The organism is Rhizobium sp. BK289 (genome assembly GCF_014193575.1).
In the GTDB taxonomy this organism is placed as follows: Bacteria; Pseudomonadota; Alphaproteobacteria; order Rhizobiales; family Rhizobiaceae; genus Rhizobium; species Rhizobium tropici_C.
Genome location: NZ_JACHZO010000022.1, coordinates 1 through 21,346 on the forward strand (window position 1 = coordinate 1; position 21,346 = coordinate 21,346).

Genomic DNA, 21,346 nt, shown 5'->3' on the forward strand with positions numbered 1-21,346 from the left:
AGGTGGCCGAACATGTGCGGCTTGATCTGCTGCATCCAGGAGACGGCAGCCGGTTCCTTATTGATCAGCGTTTTGGCGAAGGGGATGATCTGCTCACCGACCAGAATACCGAGAAGGCCGACAAGGGCGATGACGGGTGGCGCCGGCGAACGGACGTTCAGCAGGCTGTAGACGATGCCGACAAGCAGGCCTGCGCCAAGCGATAGGAGATAGACTTTCATGGGATGTTCTCCGGTTGTGGAAAAAGCCGCACCGACGGGGTTATCGGAGCGGCCTGATCAGGCCTTATTTTGCGGGGTTCGGGCCGATGCGCTTGCCGTGCTTGACGCGTTCCTCTGCGCCGTGAACCATCGTGTAGGCGTAGTCGACGCCCATGCCGTACGCGCCGGAATGCTCCTTCACCAGCTTGGTGACTGCATCGTAGGTCTCCCTGCGAGCCCAATCGCGCTGCCACTCGAGTAGGACTTGCTGCCAGGTGACCGGGATCACACCTGCCTGCACCATGCGGTCCATCGCGTACTTGTGGGCGTCGGCGGAAGTGCCGCCGGAAGCATCGGCGACCATGTAGATCTCGTATTCCGGAACATCATGGAGAGCGGAAAGAGCAAACGTGGTGTTGCAGACCTCGGTCCAGAGACCGGAGACGACGATCTTCTTCCGGCCGCTGGAGGCATTCTTCGCCAGAGCGTCACGGACGTTCTGATCATCCCATGAGTTCATCGAGGTGCGCTCGAGAAGGTCGTTCTCGGGGAAAACGGCAAGCAGCTCGGGAAAGGTGTTGCCAGAGAAGGATTGCGTCTCGACCGTGGTGATCGTGGTCGGGATATTGAAGATCTTGGCGGCCTTGGCGAGGCCGACGACGTTGTTCTTCAGCGTCTGGCGGTCGATCGACTGGACACCAAAGGCCATCTGCGGCTGTTGGTCGATGAAGATGAGCTGGCTGTTCGCCGGGGTCAGGACTTCAAGCTTGGACATGGTTCTTTCCTCTTCGGTTGCGGCCCGCATGCGGTGCCAGAAAATGGTCAGCAGCGGTCGATCGGACGTCGTCTAGCGGCGCTCGTTCTGCAATTCTTTGAGTGTTGCTGGCTCCATTCCAGGCCCTCCACTCGTCGTCTTGGCTGCTGAAAATAAACTTACCGCGCCGTCACCATTCGAGGAATTGCAATAAGACTTTCGATTGAATTGCGCCATTTGAAATAATCGTTTGTCGGAGAGCACGTTAGAAACGAAAGAACGCCGCAATCCTTCCGGATCACGGCGCTGTCATTCCCAACTTTCGGTGACTGCTGCTTATGCCGCCAGCGGCACGAGATTAGCCTGGATCTGTTCGCGGTACTCCTCGTATCTGACCGGAAGCTTAAGGGCTTCGCCGAGATGGGCAGTATCCTCGTCGCGATTGAATCCGGGCTCGTTTGTCGCGACCTCGAAGAGGATACCGCCCGGTGTGCGGAAGTAGATGGCCCAGAAGTAATCGCGATCGATGACGGGGGTGACCTGGTAACCGGTGTCCATCAGCGCCTTGCGCACCTCGAGCTGCTTCTCGCGGCTGTCGACGGCGAATGCGATATGATGCACCGAACCCGCACCCTGTCGCGCGAACGGAGTCTTTGGCAATGCCAATAGATCGATCGTGTCCGCTCCATTCCCGTTGGGTATGATGAAGCGTACAACGTCACCCTCCTTCTCAACGCGCTCATAGCCCATGAAGCCGAGCAGCTCCTCCGTTGCAGCGGTGTCGTGCAGGCTGAAGCGTGCGCCAGCGAAACCGCGGATGGCCGCATCATCTGGAATTCCATCTGCCAGCCATGGAGCACGCCTGTCGTCTGCCGACTCGATCAGCGCAAAGCTGTCGCCGTCCGGTCCCATGAAGCGCAGTCGGGCAGCGCCGAACACAGTGTCGCGTTCCAGACCGTCCACGCCTTGGGTTGTGAAGCGATCCTGCCAGAACTTCAGAGATCCAGCGGGAACGGAGAACTGGGTCTCGCCGACTTCACCGACACCGGGGCGGCCGAGCATCATGTTCGGGAACGGGAAGTAGGTCATCACCGTTCCGGCCGAGCCCGTCTCGTCACCATAGTAGAGGTGATAGACGCTCGGATCGTCGAAGTTAACGGTCTGCTTGACGCGGCGAAGACCCAGCGTGTCGGTGAAGAAGCGGTTGTTCTGCCGCGCGTCCGATGCCATCGAAGTCACGTGGTGCAGTCCCTTGATGTCCTTGATCATCTTGAAATCCTCTCGGCTGTGTTCCGGTGTTGATAAGTATGTACATCGGTTGATCGCCTCTCGGAATTGCAATATTCCTTTTGATTGAATTGCAATTTATGAAACAATGAGATGAACGACTACAAGGCTCTCCGAACCTTTCTGCTCGCCGCTGAGAAGCGGAACTTTGCCCAGGTCGCGCGCGAACTGGACATGACGCCAGCGGCCGTCACACGGGCAATCGCCGCCCTCGAGGCGGAACTTGGCGTGCAGCTCTTCGTCCGCACGACGAGACAGGTATCGTTGACAACCGACGGGGCAATCTTTGCCGCGCAGATCCAGCCAGCGGTCAAGGCTCTGGAGGACGCGCGGCGCGAAGTAATGAACGCACACAAGGCGGACGAAGGTCGGCTGCGTATCAGTGCACCGACATGGTTCGGCAAGACGGTGCTGCCGCCGATCCTGTCTGGGTTTAAGGAACGCTATCCGAAGATGAGCTTCGAGATCTCGCTGTCGGATGGATTGGTGAATATCGTCGATGACGACTACGATCTGGCGATCCGCATCTCGTCGCAGCCTTCGGACAAGTTCACGATCTGGAGGAAGATCCGAGTGGTGCCGCGCATCCTGGTCGCCGCTCCCGGAAGCAGATTCGTCGACATGCAGCACCCGAACGAACTGAAGCCCGACGATTGCCTCGCATACAGCGGCGAAAGCCGGCGTGAGAACTGGGTGCTGTCGGACGGTGGGTCAAGCATTACGATTTCGGCAGGTCGAGCCTTCAGTGCGAACAGCGGAGAGGTTCTGGCGGACATGGCCGCCGATGGCGCGGGTGTCGCGCTGCTTCCAGGATTCAACATCGCCGATCACATCAATGGCGGTCGCCTTGTCCACGTCTTCAAGGGATGGGCGCCGCCGGACCTGTGGCTGACGCTGTTCTACCCGCCCTACCAAGCCCTCCCGCCAAGGATTGCGTCATTCTCCAAGTTCTTCGAGGAGCAGATCGCGGCAAAGATGGTCATGTTGGACTGACGCACGCAAATGCTGTCACCATGACCTGTCACACCCGTTTCAGATTCGATTATGCTGTTGGAGTGCTCGAAGCCTGGCTGCGACTATTTGCTGGAGCTGCCACAGGTTTCGATCATAGATCTTACGGTCCGCCAGATCTGAAACCGTCCGATGCAGGTATTCCGCGCAAGATCCGGCAGGTCCACATGCCTGGGCGATCAACCCTGCCGCCTCTTCGAGGGGGATCTTCTCCGTGAGTGAGGATTGCCTGCCGCTCGCCCAGAACGTGAGCGCCCTCCGCATACCCGTCGGTGTCTTGACCGCAACCCAACGCACCATGTCGCACACTTCGGCATACCGAATCTCTCGCGCCAGAAGAGTGCGCAGATTCTCCCGCTTGGTAGTGCACGGAAGCTTGAGGACAAGACCCGAACAGCTTCCTCCTGGCCGAAGCGCGAGCATGAGACCGGGCGCTTCGGAGGTGGCCCTGAGCCGCTCAATCCTCAACGAGAACGCACGGTGCCAGCCGTAGGCGACCGCCTCTTCGCTGGCGGCCACCTCAAAACCCGGGTTCCACATCAAGGATCCGTACGCGAACACCCATATCTCCTCGTCACCAGCCTCTTCCTCAACCCCGCTGACGAGATCGTCGAGCTGCTCGGGCGAGATCGGATTCCAATTGGGTTCAGGTCCCTCGTCCTCGACAATTCTAATGGTCGTGCGACGAGGTCGGGAGTAAGTTCCATGGTAGCAGGTGCGGGCGCCTTGGCGGCCGGTCTCTTTGGCATCGTATAAACCGTTTCAACGGGTTTGCCGCCGCAGGCCCATCGTCTCCGGCGGCTCATGGAGTAGTTGCCGTCCGATCAATCAACGGATCGGTTGATGATTGCCCGGAACGTGATTTCGACGATCTGCTCGGGGAAGGCCAGTGCCGAGACTCCGATCAGGTTGCTGGCGTATTGAGGCACATCCGTGCCGTACATTTCCTTGCGGACCTTGGATCCGGCCGCAAACACACAAGGAACATCAAGCACGTACAGTGTCTCTTGAACGACATCATCGAGGGTCGCACCATATCTGGCGAGCAGAGTCTTTGTGTTGATGTAGGTCTGGCGGACCTTGCTCTCCATCTGGGAGAAGTCTGCAGGCCGCTTATTCTCATCGAGTTCCGCCGGAGCGACGAGATTGCCTTTGTCATCGTGGCTCAACTGGCCCGAGACATAGATCGTGTCCTTGACCTGTACGGCCTGAACGTATCGGAAGGCACACTCCAGGCGGCGCCATGGTTCTCTACTTTCTTGGACGGGTTGCTGTTCGTCATGATCGATTCGTTTCCTTGAATGATGGCGCGCCGAGTAGGCACTCGTGGTTCATGGAGGCGACGGATGCGTGGGAGGCCGCACCCGCCGCCGGACCGATTAGGCCTTCACGAAGGCAAGGAGATCGGCATTCAGGACATCGGCGTTGACGGTCAGCATGCCGTGCGAGAAGCCGGGATAGGTCTTGAGCGTGCCATTCTTCAGGAGCTTGGAAGATTTCAGTGCGGAGTCTGCGATCGGCACGATCTGGTCGTCTTCACCGTGTAGGACCAGCGTCGGGACGGTGATGGCCTTCAGGTCTTCCGTCTGGTCGGTTTCCGAGAAGGCCTTGATGCCGTCGTAATGGGCCTTCGCGCCGCCCATCATGCCCTGGCGCCACCAATTCTGGATCACGCCTTCCTGGACTGTGGCACCATCACGGTTGAAGCCGTAGAACGGGCCGGCCGGAACATCACGGAAGAACTGGGCGCGATTGGCGGCAAGCGCCGAACGGAAACCGTCGAACACTTCGATCGGCAGGCCTTCCGGGTTGGCTTCGGTCTTCAGCATCAGCGGCGGAACAGCGGAGACGAGAACCGCCTTGGCGACGCGGCCCGAAGGCTGGCCGTGCTTGGCAACATAGCGGGCGACTTCACCGCCGCCTGTCGAGTGGCCGATATGGACGGCATTCTTAAGATCGAGCGCTTCGACGACGGCGAAGGCATCCGCGGCGTAGTGATCCATATCATGACCGTCGGAAACCTGGGCGGACCGTCCGTGACCACGGCGATCATGAGCAACGACACGATAACCCTTCGACAGGAAGAACAGCATCTGCGCGTCCCAGTCGTCCGATGACAGCGGCCAGCCATGGTGGAAGACGATCGGCTGAGCGTCCTTCGGACCCCAGTCCTTGTAGAAGATGTCGACTCCGTCCTTAGTGGTCACGTATGCCATTGTCTTGGTTCCTTCGCTGGTATTGATGGCGGCAGCCGCATTGGCTGCGAAGCTGAGAGAGGGGGATATCGTCATGACCGCTGCGGCAACGCCTCCGGAGAGCAGCATGGTCCTGCGGGTCATGGAAGAAAGGCCTTCGGTCATTTCACGTCCTAAAAACTTCGTTTTCGATAGCTTCAGGCGACGCTGAGTTCGTCTGACCGGTTAACAATGCCGCCAGAACGCGTTTGCCACAATTGCATCAATAGTTTCTACTTTATTGCATGAGCCGCAATTATCTCTGTCATCTGATGATGTTCAGGGGCCGAGCGTAAAGTCCCTCGGCAGGTCGCAGCCGCGCCCGACGAAGCAGAGATGGTGCGGATGCTGGAGGGGAGCGGACGCTATCAGATACTGGAAAAACTCGAACAGCGTCCGATCACTCCTACCCCGAGGCCAAACTATCCGCTCCGGTGTCGTGTCGCGACAAGACTGGACGATTTCATCGAGAACATAGCCGTCCTGGTCGACGGCTCGCCAGAGCCAGTATTTCCGACCGCCAATGGAAATCACCCCCTTGTCCAGATGCCAGATGTCCTTTCGGGACGGATTCTTTCTGCGCAGTTGCTTGGCATATGCCGCACGGAATTTGCGACCCCATCGGCGGATGGTTTCGTAAGAAATGACAATGCCGCGTTCCAGAAGCATTTCCTCCATCAAGCGCAGGCTCAGCGGGAAACGGAAATACAGCCACACCGCATGGGCAATGACCGGTGGTGGAAAACGCTGGTTCTTGTAGCTGACGATCGATGGGTTCATCGAGACGGCTTAACCATCAAGCGTTAAGCCGCAAACAACGTGACATCACCCACGCACGCGACAGAGAGCTTCATGAAGACGCTGAAACCGGAAGACCTCCATCAGGCAGCTACCAGACCTTCGCGAACGTTGCCGGATGATTGCCGATGGTCATCAAACGGGTCTGGATCGACGCCGACAATCTCGCCCCGAGGACCAACAATATGCATGAAGGAAGGCGGCGGGCGCTAGAGATTGTTGGCTCGCGGATTTTGTCCCACCACTTGCTCCGCATCTACCGGCACCTCAACCAGGATGGATGGGCGACCAGGGCTGTAGCTTTCACGCATGATCGCGGCCAGATTGCTCAGATCCAGCATCAGCTTCCGGCTTTGCCAGCCGCAGGCGCGCGCCATCGATCCAAAGTCGATGCGGTGCAGATCGCTGTGGTAGCGATCGGATGAATGGTCTGGAATGACCACGGGCAGGCCCTGCACCATGATGCCGAGTGCGCCGTTGTCCAGCACGAACAGGACTAGCCCCAATGATCGTGCTTCGGCCAGGCAACCGGCAATCAACCGGAAGCAGCCATCACCCGTAAAAGCGAAGACCGTCGCATCCGGTTTTGCAAGCTTGGCACCGATTGCCGCGCCGAATGCTCCACCCATTGCCGAACCGCGATAAAGCGAATGGAAGCGAACGTTCGGATGCGGGCGCTGCGTGACATATTGACGATCTTTGTAGGCCAGGCACACATCATCGAACGCAATGCTTCCCGGCTGCCATTGACGATCAAGCTCCTGATAAAATCGGGCAATATCGATCGTCCCGGCGCGTGGCGGCATGATCTCGCGATCATTGAGATCAGCGACAAAAGCCGGTGCCGGAGGGCGCGGCAGCTGAAGACCCTCGAGCCGGCCGATCGCCTCGCTCAGAACCTGATCGATTGGGCCTCGAATATCGAAATATTCGCCGCGCACGCGATGCCGAAACTCACCCCCAACGCTGCCGTATGGCGCGGCCAGATTGGTGAAATTCCATGTCGTATGGGCAGGTATTTCAGAAAAATTAAGGGTATATTCGTCAGGGCAAAACCCGAGGGTGATGACGATATCGTCGGGACCGAGGCTTCTCCAGAGTTGCATTGCGCGATCATTGCCGCCAAATCCCAGATAGCCGAAACCGAAGACATTGTTGCGCGCCACCGCATTCGCCCCGTTTATGCTCCAGACGATCGGTGCCTGTAACGCTTTGCACAAACGTGTGGTGAGGACGGGCATATACGGATACATGGCCGCCTCTTCTCCAGCGAGCACGATGACCCGGCGCCCAGCCGATTGCCGCGGGAATTCGGCCAGGAAATGGGCGAGCGACCCATGGTCGATCCTGTTCGGTCTATGGGCGTAGTCACCGCGCCAAGGCGTATGGGCCGGCTCGGGCACCATCTTTCCGAGTGCCTCCGGCGGCATCAGAAGTGCGATGGGCGAGCCCTGATCGAGGTGTCTGCGGGCCTCGTCAAGTTGTTCTCCGAGGCGTTCCGGATCGTTCAGGACGAATGTGCCTGATGGCAGCTCGGCCATCAGCTGAGTCACGACGTCGGCCCCTTCCGGGCTCGTGTCCTGCAACGGTGCACGATATCGCGTCTCTGCAGGGCTGAGAGGAATGAGGTAGATTGCGGGAATATTGTGCAATTTCGCATCGCTCAGGCCGCAGGTCAGCAGCCGCGTTGCGGCTCCCGTCGTCGCAATGGCCGCACTGATCTTCCCGCTCGCCAGATAGTATCCCAGGGGAATAAAGCCGGCGACGTACTCTCCGATATTGAAAAAAACCGGGCGATCGGCCCCCTCATCGGGGACGATCATCGGCTCGAGATGCTTGAGCAAATGGATGACCCCTCCCCCGGTGACGCCGGCATAGTGATGCACATGCCAGGTCGCCAGCGTTTCGATCAGGAATTCATATCCTGTTTTCGGCTTGACGACCTGAGCATCACCCGCCGTTCCGACTGCAAGATTCACCGTCATTGGCTCGCCTCTCCGCTATGACCTTTTCCTGAATTCAGCAAAGTATTGACATTCGTTCCCCGGACCGGTCAGGCCCGGAGGAAACGCGGTTCCGGCATCGAGCCGATTGCGCTTACATGTTCCGACAGCCGATCTATGCGATGTGTTTTTCCCGTGAGAGCGCTTCCATACCCACGACGGTTGCCAGAAGATCCTCATCGCAAAGCGATGCCTTCTGATCGGCGATATCCTTGAAACGGGAAAAAGCGCGATCGAGATCGGCATCGGAACCGAACTCGATGCCCAGCGAACGCATGTACATGCGAAAACCGTTGCGACCGGAATTCTTTCCGAGCACCAGCCGATATTCATCGGCGCCGACCTCCGCCGCCGTCATGATCTGATAGGTCAACGGGTTCTTCAGCATGCCATCCTGGTGAATGCCGGACTGATGCGAGAACGCGTTCCTGCCGACGATCGCCTTGTTAGGCTGCACAACGAAACCCGTGATCTCCGAAACGAGCCGGGAGGCAGCCGTCAATCGGCGGGTTTCGATCGACGTCCTGCACCGAAAGAAATCCGCGCGCGTATGCAGTGCCATGACGATCTCTTCAAGCGACGCATTGCCCGCTCGCTCACCAATGCCATTGATCGTACATTCGATCTGGCGCGCGCCTTGCCTCGTCGCCTCGAGCGAGTTGGAAACAGCCATGCCAAGATCATTGTGACAATGTGCGGAGAATACGGCCTGGTCGGCGTTCGGTACGACATTGCGCAGATAGGTGAATAGCTTGCCGTATTCGTGCGGCGTGGAGTAGCCGACCGTATCAGGCAGGCTGACCGTGGTTGCACCGGCCTTGATCACCTGTTCCACGAAACGGGCCAGAAACTCGGGCTCCGATCGGCTCGCGTCCTCGCAGGAAAACTCGATATCCTCGGAATAGCGTCGTGCATGGACCACCGCGCGAACGGCATGTTCGAGCACGTTTTCCGGTGTCATTTGCAACTTGTATTTCATGTGAATTGGCGAGGTGGCCAGCACGATATGGATACGAGACGACGCTGCACCGGAAACGGCCTCCGCCGTGAGGTCGATGTCGCGCTCCACCGCGCGGCTCAGGCTGCAAATCGTACTGTCCTTGACGACGCGCGCCACGGCTTTGATCGCTTCGAATTCGCCGGGACTGGAAACGGCAAAGCCGGCCTCGATCACGTCAACTTTCAGCCCTTCGAGCATAAGCGCGATCTCGACCTTTTCAGCCGTATCGAGATTGATGCCGGGGCTTTGCTCACCGTCACGCAAGGTTGTGTCAAAGATGATGATTTTTTCGGTATTCATGCGACTCTCCCGATCGATTGAAGCATCGGCATTGCCGAATTCGTAAGGGTTAGCTGTATGCATTATGCGCAAGTCGCGGCTGATCGACGCTTCGGTCGCACGTCAGAGACGAACTCCATCACGTGATGCAGGTCCTGTAAGATCCGATCCTGTTTGGCCCGATTCTGCGACCCGGTTCTGCGGCATTGTGCACTGAAATATGAGCCGTATCCCGATGGCCCGGGCTCTCGCCCCGCTCGGCTATCCAGACGACCGATGGCTGTATCGGCTCGGGAACGGAATGAATGCAATATGGGGGCGATTGGAAGGGAGCTCGGTCCCCACCGGGGCACGGCCGACAAATAGATGATCGATTTCCGCACCGGTCAGGTGGTTGGCATATTGCCGTTGCAAGGCAGTCCAAGCCACATCGATTTTCGGAGCAGAGATTTCAAAACCTGAGAATTGAGTGTCCATAGCGCACCGAATGGTTACCATGGCGAGGATGGCTGCATTCGTGACAGCGGTATTTTAGAAAACTATGGACTATGTTTAGAAAATTACGGTTTTCTGCTTGGCCAGCGACAGCTGTAGCCGCTTTGCCACACTGATTCCGGCAGCCCGTATTTCAATGATAGGGGGTGGCACCGGCCTCGGTTCGCGAGCGGGAGGGAGCACCCGTCAGTTTCGCACGACCTGCCCCGAGCGCACGTCTTCGAATGAAAGCGCGCGGGAGCCTGAGTTCTGCCCGGCAAGGAGTTGCCGGGCAGAACAGCTCCGATCAAGTCGCAGCCCCGATGGCGGAACCACGAGCGCTCATGCGAAGCAGATAGTAGACCGTCCCGCCAATGCCGACGCCGAAGAACCAGCCGTAGGTTCCCCACCATTCCGGCAGGATCGATGTGAAGGTCGGCAGGATCGACGAGAACAGCGCGCCGACCACAAAGGCGATGAAGGCATTTCTATGCCAGCCGTTCTGGAAGCGAAACTCTCCGTTTTCCTGGTAGAGCGCCGTGACATTGAGCTCGCCTTTCCGGATCAGATAGTAATCCACCATCATGATCCCGAAAATCGGCCCCATGCTCGAACCGATGAAATTGACGAAATGCGCGGCACTCGTCTCCCAGGGCGCGAACGGATAGAGCACCAGCGCGATGAGGGCGGCGATATAGCCGCCTCGCTTGAAGCTGATCTGCCTTGGGAAAACATTCGAGAAGTCGAATGCCGGTGAAACGAAGTTTGCGACCACGTTGATGCCAAGCGTTGCGACCGCAAAGGTCAATGCGGCAAGCAGCGCCAGGAACCAGCTCTCGAACTTCGCCGAAATCGCTTCGGGATGCAGAAGCACTTCGCCGTAAACGGTGAAGGCAGCCGTCGTGGTTACCCCGGCGACGAGGCAGAAGGCGAGCAGGTTGATCGGGAGGCCCCAAAGATTGCCCTTGCGCAAGGTCTTGGTGTCCTTGGCGTAACGCGAGAAATCGCAGAAATTCAAATAAAGCGCCGCAAAGTAGGTGATCCAGGTGGCGGCCACAGCCGCAAGCGCCGGGAAGGATCCAGGCTCACCGGGCACACCCGCGTCCTTCGTCTTTTCCAAAAGGACCTCGCGCGGAATTTCACTGCCGAAGGAAAACGTGCCTGCCTTGATGACCAGATAGATCGCCAGCACTAGCATCATGATCCAGACGGCGGGGCCGGCCAGATCCTGAAATTTGCGCACCGTCTCCATGCCGCGCTGAATGATCAAAAGCTGCAGCGCCCATATGACGACGTAGCAGATGACCTCGAGCGTTGAATGGCCGAGCATGTGGCTGCTTTGATGGAATGCGAGAATGCTCTCGTTGCGGATCAGAAGCGCGACGATCGCGCCCGAGGCGGCCGCGGTCTGGGCGCCATACCAGAAGCAGGCGACGATAGCCCGCACCAGCGCCGGGACATTCGCGCCGAAGGTTCCAAACGAGGCGCGGGCAAGGACCGGAAAGGGAACGCCTGTCTTGACGCCGGCGTTGCCGACGAGGCTCATCAGGAAGAAGATGACCAGCGAGCCGATGCCGATCGCAATCACGAAGTTGATGAAGCTACCGCACAACAGGAAGAGACTCGCGGCAAGATAATATCCCCAAAGGCTGTGAACGTCCGATGTCCACACATTGAAGATACTGAACGCCCCCCACTTCCTCTCTTCGGCAGGCGCCAGATCCTCGTTGTACAAGGCAGGCGATGGATTTTGTATGGTCATTTCCTCTCTCCCCAATCTTTCAGAGTCCGCCGGACTCTTCGCGAAGAGTGCTCCCCAAATGCTGATATGACAATCGCGATGGGGTGCCGCGGATGGCTTTTCCAGCTCATAATCGCGGTACTTCGTCATTCGACGCGCCTACGCCAACCTAAACGTTAGCCATAACTTACAATAGATACACCCAAGCAAAAACCCAGTATAGATTGATGTAATCGGCGGCATTTTATCGTGGAATGGTACGTCCTTATCAAAATTCCAAAATATCCTCGAACGACTATTGCTGGACTGCAGCTCTTTTTAAGAATGCAACTTTTGGAGGTTGCTGCATCTGCTAACGCCTGATCGAAGTAACGTTGGTCGATTCATCTGATTTTCCGTCATTAATTGTTTCATCAGATGTATCTGTCATCTTTCACGCTGCAGCGCCAAGATGCGACGAGCAGGATGCTCATGCCTGCAATGTTCCCGATTTTCAGAGCAGGCGATCGTCGCGGCCTTCGCCGCGCGGGCGGTCACCGACTCCCAAAAAGTGGATGAGCCCATGAGCATTTTTCAGAACGCAAAAATCAGAACAAAAGTTCTTACGATCATAATTCCCATCTGTCTGATCGGGATCGCCGGTGTCCTCGTTGTAGCAAGCGAATATAGGGACACAGTTGCCACCTACTCGAATTTCATCGCCAAGGATGAGACGGCGGCGGTGGAGATGTCCAGAGCCAGCCAGCGCATGACCGCGATGAGTTACAACGCCTACCAGATCCTGCAATATCCAGCGGCGGATTCACGGATGGCGGGGTTCTCAAACGATTACCGGGACAACAAGCAAGTTCTTCTGAAGCGTTTGGCGAACGCCAGGCAGCTGATTCCAGCGGAAGCGGATACCATCGATAAGCTGGCCGCGACGGCAAATGATATCATCGCTCTGACCGACCAAGCCGTGAACGCCGGCCTGGTCGATGATAACGATACCGCCGCCAAGCTCTTGAAGCAGGTCGATCCGATGATCAATGACGAGCTCGTTTCGATTCGTCAGTGGCTCGATGTGTTCAACAAGTCCCTCAACGACAAGAGCAACATGTTGGCGGCACAAGCAAGCGGCACCATTGGCGACGCTGTGATCGCGCTCGGTGTTCTCTTTGCCGCCGCCATCGCAATCGCCTTCCTCGTGTCGACGCGCGGCATTGCCGCTCCCATCGAACGCCTGCGGGCACGCATGGTCGCGCTGGCGGCCGGCAATACCGAGGAGCCTGTTTCAGGGATCGAGCGCAAGGACGAAGTCGGTCAGATGGCTACGGCTGTCTCCGTCTTTCGCAACAGTGCCATCGAACGCATACGATTGGAGGAAGAAGCCGCTGCCGGCCGCAGCCTCTCCGAAAAGGAACGTCTGGAACGCGAGGCGCAGAAGGCCAAGGATGCCGCTGACGCCCAATTCGCTGTCGACAGCCTGGCAAACGGCCTCGGAGAGCTTTCGAACGGCAACCTGGCTTATCGCCTGGATCAGCCCTTCGTCGCCCATCTTGATCGCCTGAGAGCAGATTTCAACGCCTCGATGGCAAAGGTCGAAGAGACGCTTGTCGCTGTCGGCCAGGGCGGTCAGGCGATCGCGGCCGGTGCCAACCAGATCCGCTCTGCCGCAGAGGATCTTTCCAAGCGTACCGAACAGCAGGCGGCCTCCGTCGAGGAGACGGCCGCCGCACTTGAGGAAATCACGACCACCGTCAAGGATTCCACCCGGCGGGCGGAGGAGGCAAGCTCGCTGGTCGGCCGCGCCCGCATCGGCGCGGAAAAATCCGGCGAGGTCATGCAGCAGGCGATCGCCGCGATGGAAGCAATCTCGAAATCGTCCGGCGAAATCAATAACATCATCGGTGTCATCGATGACATCGCCTTCCAGACGAACCTGCTTGCCCTCAATGCCGGCGTCGAGGCGGCGCGTGCCGGTGAAGCCGGCAAGGGCTTTGCCGTCGTCGCGCAGGAAGTGCGCGAGCTTGCACAGCGATCCGCCACGGCGGCAAAGGAGATCAAGGCACTCATTTCCACATCGGGACAGCAGGTCGACAGCGGTGTGGATCTTGTTACGAGAACCGGGCGATCGCTGCAGCAGATCGTCAAGGAAGTGGAAGAAATCGATCGCAACGTGCGCGCGATCGTCGAGGCTGCCCGCGAACAGGCAACCGGCCTGCAGGAGATCAACACGGCCGTCAACAGCATCGACCAAGGGACGCAGCAGAACGCGGCAATGGTCGAGGAATCGACGGCTGCCAGCCACAGCCTTGCCAAGGAGGTGACGGCGCTGAACGACGTTCTCGGACAGTTCAACCTGCAAAATGGCCGCAGCCGCGCACGGCCGGCCGTCGCGACGGAACGGGCGAGCCCCGCCGCATCGCCGGCACGCTCGCTCAGGGCCAAGATTGCCGGCGCATTCGGCGGCTCCGGTGCCGCGGCAGCGGCAGCTGCAACCTGGGAAGAGTTCTGATCCTGCGCGCCTCGGCCGTCCCTGGAAGGGATTGCCGGGCTTCGAAATCAAGAAGAACGCGGGAAGGTGCGGCCTTCCCGCGACCGTGTCCGACCCATATGTTAAGGCCGGCCTGACAGAGGGAAAAGGACAAGACCACCTGCGTGTCGCAGCTCAATCGTGAACCGCCAGCCTAGAGGTCGCCCGTTTTGCGATCGACAGATCGTGCGAGAGCTGGAAACTTTTCTGCCTTTCAGAACTTTGATTACGCGAACGGCTTTGCATGAATGAAGCCTCTCGTTTCGCGTGACGGCATAGTCTGCGGACTGCGCCTCACTCCAGGAGCCCTGTCAACAGGCCGGAGGAGATGATGCCCTTAATATATAAGGTCGGCAAACATGATGAAGGTTTCGCTTACCGACTCGGGGATGTTTGGTCGGAGACGTTTCCGGATCATGAGAGTGCCCTTGCCGCGGCAAAATCAGCCGCAGCCCGGCAGCAGCAAGATGGCGAAGACGCCCAGATAACCTACCAGCTTTACGACGGGCGCTGGCTTACGGAGCACGTCAGCCGCGGTGAGGGTCCAACCACGGATGTCATCGACGAAGAGGGTATGCCATGACGAAATTGACGGGTTCATGCCGGTGCGGGCAAGTGCGTTTGGCGGTTCGAGGAAATCCCCTGCGTGTCGGCATTTGTCACTGCACCGATTGCCGGCAGGAGAGCGGCTCGGCCTTTACCTATTTCGGCGTTTGGCCTTCAGATGAATTCGAATATCAGGGCGAAACGAGCGAATTTGCCGGACGGGAATTTTGCGCTCGTTGCGGTTCGCGCGTGTTTGCAATTCGGGAGAAGGAAGCGGAGATAAAGCTCGGCGTCCTGACCGAAGCACCTGTTCGCCTCACTCCGACCTATGAGCTGTGGACGAAGCGTCGGGAACCATGGCTTGCGCCGCTCGAGGGCGCAGAGCAATGCGAAGAGGACAGAGAATGAGTGAGGCGAGATGGTCGGGCGGCTGCCTTTGTGGCTCCTGCCGATACGAATTTAGCGGCGATCCTCTTCACGCCGGCTATTGTCACTGCAATATGTGCAAGCGGGCGACCGGCGGCGCTTTCGCTATTCTGGTGCAGGCGCCGTTGGCAGCTTTCGAATGGACGAAAGGAAAGGCGAGAATTTTCAGATCATCGCCAATTGCCATCCGTGGATTTTGCCCCGATTGCGGCACACCGCTCTTTCTCCAATATGACGATGATGAACTCATCCGGGTAACCATCGGCTCTCTCGATCATCCCGAACGGGTGGTGCCCGAAACACATTATGGTGTCGAAAGCCGTCTTGATTGGGCCGATATCGGTTCGGATCTGCCGCAGGAGGAAACGCGCGAGCGCTTCTGAGAAAAGGGTTCAAAGATACGGCTCGGCTTGTCTAGGCGAACAGGCAAGGCGACATGTTGTCGGCCCATGAGACGTGCGGCCGGCGATCAGTCAACGAGATTAGTGCCCTGTCACCGGAGCTTACTCCGGTGACAGGGCTGACCGCCCACACTAATGGTGGTGAAGGCGACCGGGGGCAAAATGGCCATAGCTCAAGAGAAATGCATTGAACATGGACCTTAGTCTGAACACGGGTGCCAAATGCGGCTTTCTTTTTTGTAAGCCGGCTTATTAGCGAAACTCGATCCTTGCCCGCCTTCGTTGCCGATACCGCGCCCAAGGAAGCGATCGGCCTGACCGGCGGCCTCTTCCATGCCGAAGGAGATATCGGCGGGCTCATCGTTCCAGTCGCAATCGCCTACATCATCGAGGGAACAGGCTCCCATCACGGCGCGCTCCTCTCTGTGGAGCTGCATGTCATAGATGGGATTTCAGCTATTGAGTGCTGGTCGGCCAGAGCAAGTGGTTCGAGATTTCAAAACCGTCTCTCCAGCGCATACCCGCCGTCGCAAAACCGCCACACACTTTGCGCGACGGCCTTAGCCAATGTTCGGATTGCTGTCATTTGGCAGAGCGTGCGAACAAGCGCTCCTCTGCCCTGAGCTCCATGGTGCGCCTAGAACTCCGTCCACTCGGAAGCGACTCGGCCGCCGGCGGCGACCGCTCTGCGCGCCATTTGCGCAACCGGCTCGGCGGATGAAGCGCGCCGCGATGGCTCTGCCATGGCGCGCGCCGTTTGTCGCAGGATCGCCGAGCTGGCGGAGGCTGCGGCTTCGAGGCGGAATTGAGATACGAGTTCGCTCAGCTTGCTGGCCTCAGCGGCAAGTGCGGCGGAGGCTGCCGTCGACTGCTCGACCATCGCCGCATTCTGCTGTGTCGTCTGATCCATCGTATTGACCGCGGCATTGACCTCGGCAAGGCCTGTCGACTGCTCCTTGGCGGATGCGGCGATGGCGTTCATGTGCTGGTTTATGCCCGAGATACGCTCACCGATTTCCTTCAGCGCGACACCCGTTTCACGCACGAGCTTCACGCCACCATCGACTTCGGCCGAAGAAGCATTGATCAGCGCCTTGATCTCTTTTGCCGCCGCCGCGGAGCGCTGCGCCAATTCCCGCACTTCCTGCGCTACGACCGCAAATCCCTTGCCAGCTTCGCCGGCGCGCGCCGCTTCGACACCGGCATTGAGCGCAAGCAGGTTGGTCTGGAAGGCAATATCGTCGATCACGCCGATGATGTTGGAAATCTGCTGGGAGGAACTCTCTATTCGCTGCATGGCTTCCTCGGCCTTGCTGACGACGTCGGCCGACCGTGTGGCGCTATGATCGGCAGCCGTTGCTGCCGCCCGTGCTTCTTCCGTCCGCTTGCTCGAATTGCTTACATTGACCGTAATCTGATCGAGGGCGGCGGCGGTCTCTTCAAGCGATGCTGCCTGCTGCTCCGTTCGGCAGGAAAGATCGTTGGCTCCGGAAGAGATCTCCTGCGTGCCGCTGTCAATCGACACGATGCTCTCGGCAATCGCCTGCAATGTGCTGCTCAATTGCTGCAGCGACGTGTTGAAATCGTGGCGAAGAGCTTCGAAATCGGGGGCGAATGGCTCGTCGAGCTGGAAGGAAAGATCCCCGGAGGCCAATCTCTTGAGCCCCATGGCAAGACCGGATGTTGCGGCCCGCAGACGCTCCGCCGCATCGGCTTCCGCCTGCTGCTGGGCAGCGATCCGGTCGGCTTCCGCCTGCTGACGGTCCCTTGCGGCGTCCGCTTCGAGCTGGCCGTTGGCGATCGCTGCCTTGCGGAATACGTCAACGGCCTGCGCCATCGTCCCTATTTCGTCGTGTCGGCCGATGCCCGTGCAAGCGATATTGGTATCGCCGCCCGCGAGCTTGGCCATGTCCACGCAAAGCGCCAGGATGGGTTTGCACACCGTCCTGCGGAACAATACGAAGAGCATGATGGCGAACAGCGCTGTCAGCCCTAGAAGCCCCTGCATGAAGCCGCGAATGAAATTTGCTGTGCGGGTACTCTCTGCCGAGATCGATTCCGATACCTTTTCTATCTGATCGCCCGCGTCCTCCATGGCAGTTTCCAAAGCGGAAAACTGCTTCATGAAATCGGGCAATGCCTTCAAGGCGCCGGCCGAATCCTTCTCCGCCGTCGCGACCATTTTGGTTGCGTTGTCGATATAGGCCAGCAACGGAGGTTCGACGCTGGCGAGCACCTTTTGGGTGTCCGGATCCGTCGCGAGCGCCTTGTTGGCCTTGATCATCTCGCGAAATGACGTGACATGTTCCGACAGATCCGAGTTGACTGCTTCAAAGCCGATGCCGGATGCGGGATCGGAAGCAAGCAATGCAGCCAGCACATCCGCCCTCAAAGCGTCATGCATCATATCTGCCTGCATGTGATTACGCAGGATCTGAGCCGATCCTGCGATTTTCTCGGCATTCTGCGTCAGGGTCGAGGCGGACCATATGCCCACACCGGTTGCGCCGCCCGCAATCACAAATATTGCCACACTTGCAAGGATGATTTTCTGCTGGATCGATGCCATGAAACATATCCCAAGATTTCCTCAAGAGAAGGATGTGGGATCGTTGTTAATTATCCGTCAAAATATGTCGATCACTAATAATTTTTATGCTCAATGATCGAAATACAACTAAGATGATATTATTTAGTTTTATACACACCGCCAAGAGTTGATATTTCACGTCGATGAGAAAATATACATCAAGATAGACCTGATAAATACTACTATAACACCTATGGGTTCACCGAAGGGCTCTCCGGAAGTTCTCCCCGGGAGCGGACCGTTGAGTTTTGGCGCACCGCGGTATGTCTAATGATGCTGTTGGGAATGATGCTGACGTCCGCCGATGCCGACCTATGTGCCCTACGCAAAGGCCTGTGGTTCTGACGGATCGGCGGCAATGCCGGCAGCGATGTCCCGCTTCGGCCATGTTAGTCGACATCGCCGCAAAGTGGCTATGGCCTTCAATGAGCTCATTGGGTCTCGGCTTTCGAAGACCTTAGAAGGGAGAATGTCGGCTTCACCCTCATTGCAGCTTGAACTCACCCTCGACCCGGCGCCATTCGTTTGGTCCGATCAGACGCTGGTGGGTATAGCGGACGGAATGCAGCGGCCCGTCGAGGCTCGCTTGCCAGAAGTCCAGAAACTTGTGCATTTCAGGAAAATCAGGCGCAAGATCATAGTTCTGCCAGACATAGGTCTGCAGGACGGATTCGAATTCGGGAATGCGGTAGAGGATATGCGCGGTGGTAAGTCCATAGCCATTGAGCTGATGCTCCAGATCCGATGAAAATCGCATGCTTCATCTCCGTTTCATGACAGTCGGATGGTGGCGCAAATTTTTACGGCCCTCAACGGGATTTCCAACGCATAATGCCAGTTTCCTGTTCCTTTCCAGTGTGTTAGCAGCCACTCAAAATGAGTGCTAATTTTTTCTTCTATCCCTCTTGAAATCGAAAAATCCCAAAACCAGATCATTTCGCGCAAAAAGCTCCAACGAGGTTTTGCACCCGCCCGGACTGGTCATCCGGTCCGGTGAGGGGATCAACGTCATCTTTTTTGTCTTACGGAGGAAAATATGTCGTTCCGACCGCTTCATGATCGCATTCTCGTCCGCCGCGTCGATTCGGAAGAAAAGACCAAGGGCGGTATCATCATTCCCGACACTGCCAAGGAAAAGCCGCAGGAAGGCGAGGTCATCGCCGTCGGCCCGGGCGCGCGCAACGAGTCAGGCCAAATCCAGGCACTCGACGTGAAGGCGGGAGATCGCGTCCTGTTCGGCAAATGGTCTGGCACGGAAATCAAGATCAACGGCGAAGATCTGCTGATCATGAAGGAAAGCGATGTCATGGGCATCATTGAAGCCCAGGCTGAGCAGAAACAGGCCGCCTGAGCACCTGATCAGGAAACAATCAGTCAATAATAGCTGCCTATTGAGGAGTTAAAGAAATGGCTGCGAAAGAAGTCAAATTCCACAGCGACGCCCGTGAACGCATGCTGCGTGGGGTCGACGTGCTCGCCAATGCCGTCAAGGTGACCCTTGGTCCGAAGGGACGTAATGTGGTCATCGACAAGTCCTTCGGCGCACCGCGCATCACCAAGGACGGCGTTTCCGTCGCCAAGGAAATCGAACTGGAAGACAAGTTCGAGAACATGGGCGCCCAGATGCTACGCGAAGTGGCATCGAAGACCAACGATCTCGCCGGCGACGGCACCACGACCGCGACCGTGCTTGCCCAGGCGATCGTCAAGGAAGGTGCGAAAGCCGTTGCGTCCGGCATGAACCCGATGGACCTGAAGCGCGGTATCGACATTGCCGTCGATGCGGTGGTCAAAGAGCTGAAGACCAATGCGCGCAAGATCACCAGCAATTCCGAAATCGCGCAGGTCGGTACCATTTCGGCCAATGGCGACAAGGAGATCGGCCAATATCTCGCCGAGGCGATGGAGAAGGTCGGCAATGAAGGCGTCATCACGGTTGAAGAAGCCAAGACCGCCGAGACCGAACTCGAAGTCGTCGAGGGGATGCAGTTCGACCGCGGCTATCTCAGCCCCTATTTCGTGACCAACGCGGACAAGATGCGGGTCGAGTTCGAGGATCCCTATATCCTCATTCACGAGAAGAAGCTCTCCAACCTGCAGGCCATGCTCCCGGTTCTCGAAGCCGTCGTTCAGACCGGCAAGCCGCTCGTCATCATCGCTGAAGACGTCGAAGGCGAAGCGCTTGCGACCCTCGTTGTCAACAAGCTGCGCGGTGGCCTCAAGATCGCTGCCGTCAAGGCTCCGGGCTTCGGCGACCGCCGCAAGGCCATGCTGGAAGACATCGCCATCCTGACGGGCGGCACCGTCATCTCCGAAGATCTTGGCATCAAGTTGGAGAATGTCACCCTCGACATGCTCGGCCGTTCCAAGAAGGTTTCGATCGAAAAGGAAAACACGACGATCGTCGACGGCGCCGGTGCCAAGTCCGACATCGAAGGCCGCGTTGCCCAGATCAGGGCTCAGATCGAGGAAACCACCTCCGACTACGACCGCGAGAAGCTGCAGGAACGTCTTGCCAAGCTCGCTGGCGGCGTTGCCGTCATCCGCGTCGGCGGCTCGACCGAAGTCGAAGTGAAGGAAAAGAAGGACCGTGTCGACGACGCGCTCCACGCGACCCGTGCGGCTGTCGAGGAAGGCATACTGCCAGGCGGCGGGGTTGCCTTGCTTCGGGCGATCAAAGCACTCGACGGGCTCTCCACACAAAACGATGACCAGCGTGTCGGCGTCGATATCGTGCGCCGTGCCATCGAAGCACCGGTGCGTCAGATCGCGGAAAATGCCGGTGCCGAAGGCTCGATCATCGTTGGCAAGCTCAGAGAGAAGAGCGACTTCTCCTTCGGCTGGAATGCGCAGACCGGCGAATATGGCGATCTCTATGCGCAAGGCGTGATCGACCCGGCCAAGGTCGTGCGCACGGCTCTTCAGGACGCAGCTTCCGTTGCCGGCCTCCTGGTGACGACGGAAGCCATGATCGCGGAAAAGCCGAAGAAGGAAGCGGCACCGGCGCTGCCGGCCGGAGCAGGAATGGACTTCTAACAGCTTGAAGTGCCCGCTCCGCCGGACGGTGGAGCGGGCTTCACGACGGAG

The 21,346-nt window shown here is 58.2% G+C and carries 17 protein-coding genes and 3 pseudogenes; 8 read left to right on the plus strand and 12 right to left on the minus strand.

The genetic code is table 11. The features are described 5' to 3' along the window. The 3 genes from FHT84_RS28985 to FHT84_RS28995 form a co-directional block, all read right to left on the minus strand. Nucleotides 1-221 (minus strand): XapX domain-containing protein (locus tag FHT84_RS28985; protein WP_183765535.1); only part of this gene is annotated, 221 nt, incomplete at its 3' end. Nucleotides 222-285: 64 nt separating this feature from the next. Next, nucleotides 286-975, minus strand: a complete 690-nt coding sequence (locus FHT84_RS28990) for a hydrolase (RefSeq protein ID WP_112345491.1) — start codon at nucleotides 973-975, stop codon at nucleotides 286-288. Nucleotides 976-1,290: 315 nt separating this feature from the next. After that, nucleotides 1,291-2,223 (minus strand): VOC family protein, encoded by a 933-nt coding sequence (locus tag FHT84_RS28995; protein WP_112345492.1) that lies wholly within the window; start codon nucleotides 2,221-2,223, stop codon nucleotides 1,291-1,293. Between the two features lie 111 nt (nucleotides 2,224-2,334). Here FHT84_RS28995 and FHT84_RS29000 point away from each other — a divergent pair, with 111 nt between their 5' ends. Continuing rightward, a complete protein-coding gene (locus FHT84_RS29000; protein ID WP_112345493.1) occupies nucleotides 2,335-3,234 on the plus strand; it encodes a LysR family transcriptional regulator in 900 nt (299 codons plus the stop codon). 39 nt (nucleotides 3,235-3,273) lie between these two features. Here FHT84_RS29000 and FHT84_RS29005 read toward each other — a convergent pair. The 7 genes and pseudogenes from FHT84_RS29005 to FHT84_RS29035 all read right to left on the minus strand — a co-directional run bounded on the left by FHT84_RS29005 (nucleotide 3,274) and on the right by FHT84_RS29035 (nucleotide 11,802). Further along, a pseudogene (locus FHT84_RS29005) lies at nucleotides 3,274-4,001 on the minus strand (gamma-glutamylcyclotransferase). A 75-nt stretch (nucleotides 4,002-4,076) separates the two neighbouring features. Next, a pseudogene (locus tag FHT84_RS29010) lies at nucleotides 4,077-4,534 on the minus strand (Rid family hydrolase). Nucleotides 4,535-4,631: 97 nt separating this feature from the next. Further along, a complete protein-coding gene (locus FHT84_RS29015; protein WP_348628035.1) occupies nucleotides 4,632-5,468 on the minus strand; it encodes an alpha/beta hydrolase in 837 nt (278 codons plus the stop codon). A gap of 456 nt (nucleotides 5,469-5,924) precedes the next feature. Then, nucleotides 5,925-6,258, minus strand: a pseudogene (locus FHT84_RS29020) (DDE-type integrase/transposase/recombinase); the annotation flags it as partial. 235 nt (nucleotides 6,259-6,493) lie between these two features. Further along, nucleotides 6,494-8,269 carry a thiamine pyrophosphate-dependent enzyme gene (locus tag FHT84_RS29025; RefSeq protein ID WP_113251801.1) on the minus strand — a complete coding sequence of 592 codons (1,776 nt, stop codon included), beginning with the start codon at nucleotides 8,267-8,269 and terminating at the stop codon, nucleotides 6,494-6,496. Nucleotides 8,270-8,402: 133 nt separating this feature from the next. Continuing rightward, a complete protein-coding gene (locus tag FHT84_RS29030; protein ID WP_113251800.1) occupies nucleotides 8,403-9,587 on the minus strand; it encodes a 2-isopropylmalate synthase in 1,185 nt (394 codons plus the stop codon). 760 nt (nucleotides 9,588-10,347) lie between these two features. Next, entirely contained in the window at nucleotides 10,348-11,802 is a 1,455-nt protein-coding gene (locus tag FHT84_RS29035) for an NCS1 family nucleobase:cation symporter-1 (protein WP_112345498.1), read from the minus strand. 541 nt (nucleotides 11,803-12,343) lie between these two features. Here FHT84_RS29035 and FHT84_RS29040 point away from each other — a divergent pair. The 5 genes from FHT84_RS29040 to FHT84_RS29060 all read left to right on the plus strand — a co-directional run bounded on the left by FHT84_RS29040 (nucleotide 12,344) and on the right by FHT84_RS29060 (nucleotide 16,292). Further along, complete coding sequence (locus FHT84_RS29040; protein ID WP_112345499.1) at nucleotides 12,344-14,278, plus strand: HAMP domain-containing methyl-accepting chemotaxis protein; 1,935 nt, start codon at nucleotides 12,344-12,346, stop codon at nucleotides 14,276-14,278. A 346-nt stretch (nucleotides 14,279-14,624) separates the two neighbouring features. Further along, nucleotides 14,625-14,879, plus strand: coding sequence for a hypothetical protein (locus FHT84_RS29045; RefSeq protein ID WP_181592454.1), 255 nt, complete (start codon nucleotides 14,625-14,627; stop codon nucleotides 14,877-14,879). After that, nucleotides 14,876-15,250, plus strand: a complete 375-nt coding sequence (locus tag FHT84_RS29050; protein ID WP_112345501.1) for a GFA family protein — start codon at nucleotides 14,876-14,878, stop codon at nucleotides 15,248-15,250. Before FHT84_RS29045 ends, FHT84_RS29050 begins: the two co-directional genes overlap by 4 nt. Continuing rightward, nucleotides 15,247-15,651 (plus strand): GFA family protein, encoded by a 405-nt coding sequence (locus FHT84_RS29055; protein ID WP_246698662.1) that lies wholly within the window; start codon nucleotides 15,247-15,249, stop codon nucleotides 15,649-15,651. The genes FHT84_RS29050 and FHT84_RS29055 overlap by 4 nt, the downstream gene beginning before the upstream one ends. 287 nt (nucleotides 15,652-15,938) lie before the next feature. Next, nucleotides 15,939-16,292, plus strand: coding sequence for a hypothetical protein (locus FHT84_RS29060; protein ID WP_183765538.1), 354 nt, complete (start codon nucleotides 15,939-15,941; stop codon nucleotides 16,290-16,292). Between the two features lie 14 nt (nucleotides 16,293-16,306). Here the strand turns inward: FHT84_RS29060 and FHT84_RS29065 are convergent, their stop codons facing one another. After that, nucleotides 16,307-18,238 (minus strand): methyl-accepting chemotaxis protein, encoded by a 1,932-nt coding sequence (locus FHT84_RS29065; protein ID WP_183765541.1) that lies wholly within the window; start codon nucleotides 18,236-18,238, stop codon nucleotides 16,307-16,309. A 505-nt stretch (nucleotides 18,239-18,743) separates the two neighbouring features. Beyond that, nucleotides 18,744-19,016, minus strand: coding sequence for an aspartate-semialdehyde dehydrogenase (locus FHT84_RS29070; protein ID WP_112345504.1), 273 nt, complete (start codon nucleotides 19,014-19,016; stop codon nucleotides 18,744-18,746). Nucleotides 19,017-19,295: 279 nt separating this feature from the next. Between FHT84_RS29070 and groES the strand changes: the two genes are divergently transcribed. Continuing rightward, nucleotides 19,296-19,610: a co-chaperone GroES gene (gene groES, locus FHT84_RS29075; protein WP_112345505.1), complete on the plus strand. Its 315-nt coding sequence runs from the start codon at nucleotides 19,296-19,298 to the stop codon at nucleotides 19,608-19,610. A 56-nt stretch (nucleotides 19,611-19,666) separates the two neighbouring features. Next, nucleotides 19,667-21,295, plus strand: a complete 1,629-nt coding sequence (groL, locus tag FHT84_RS29080; RefSeq protein ID WP_183765544.1) for a chaperonin GroEL — start codon at nucleotides 19,667-19,669, stop codon at nucleotides 21,293-21,295. Nucleotides 21,296-21,346 lie beyond the last annotated feature (51 nt).

Bases quoted from the DNA above. Each gene is read 5' to 3' on its own strand.
- FHT84_RS29045 (WP_181592454.1), top strand. From the start codon at position 14,625: ATGATGCCCTTAATATATAAGGTCGGCAAACATGATGAAGGTTTCGCT.
- FHT84_RS29065 (WP_183765541.1), bottom strand. From the start codon at position 18,238: ATGGCATCGATCCAGCAGAAAATCATCCTTGCAAGTGTGGCAATATTT.
- FHT84_RS28995 (WP_112345492.1), bottom strand. From the start codon at position 2,223: ATGATCAAGGACATCAAGGGACTGCACCACGTGACTTCGATGGCATCG.
- FHT84_RS29035 (WP_112345498.1), bottom strand. From the start codon at position 11,802: ATGACCATACAAAATCCATCGCCTGCCTTGTACAACGAGGATCTGGCG.
- FHT84_RS29025 (WP_113251801.1), bottom strand. From the start codon at position 8,269: ATGACGGTGAATCTTGCAGTCGGAACGGCGGGTGATGCTCAGGTCGTC.
- FHT84_RS28990 (WP_112345491.1), bottom strand. From the start codon at position 975: ATGTCCAAGCTTGAAGTCCTGACCCCGGCGAACAGCCAGCTCATCTTC.
- FHT84_RS29050 (WP_112345501.1), top strand. From the start codon at position 14,876: ATGACGAAATTGACGGGTTCATGCCGGTGCGGGCAAGTGCGTTTGGCG.
- groES (WP_112345505.1), top strand. From the start codon at position 19,296: ATGTCGTTCCGACCGCTTCATGATCGCATTCTCGTCCGCCGCGTCGAT.
- FHT84_RS29000 (WP_112345493.1), top strand. From the start codon at position 2,335: ATGAACGACTACAAGGCTCTCCGAACCTTTCTGCTCGCCGCTGAGAAG.
- FHT84_RS29040 (WP_112345499.1), top strand. From the start codon at position 12,344: ATGAGCATTTTTCAGAACGCAAAAATCAGAACAAAAGTTCTTACGATC.
- groL (WP_183765544.1), top strand. From the start codon at position 19,667: ATGGCTGCGAAAGAAGTCAAATTCCACAGCGACGCCCGTGAACGCATG.
- FHT84_RS29015 (WP_348628035.1), bottom strand. From the start codon at position 5,468: ATGGCATACGTGACCACTAAGGACGGAGTCGACATCTTCTACAAGGAC.
- FHT84_RS29070 (WP_112345504.1), bottom strand. From the start codon at position 19,016: ATGCGATTTTCATCGGATCTGGAGCATCAGCTCAATGGCTATGGACTT.
- FHT84_RS29055 (WP_246698662.1), top strand. From the start codon at position 15,247: ATGAGTGAGGCGAGATGGTCGGGCGGCTGCCTTTGTGGCTCCTGCCGA.
- FHT84_RS29030 (WP_113251800.1), bottom strand. From the start codon at position 9,587: ATGAATACCGAAAAAATCATCATCTTTGACACAACCTTGCGTGACGGT.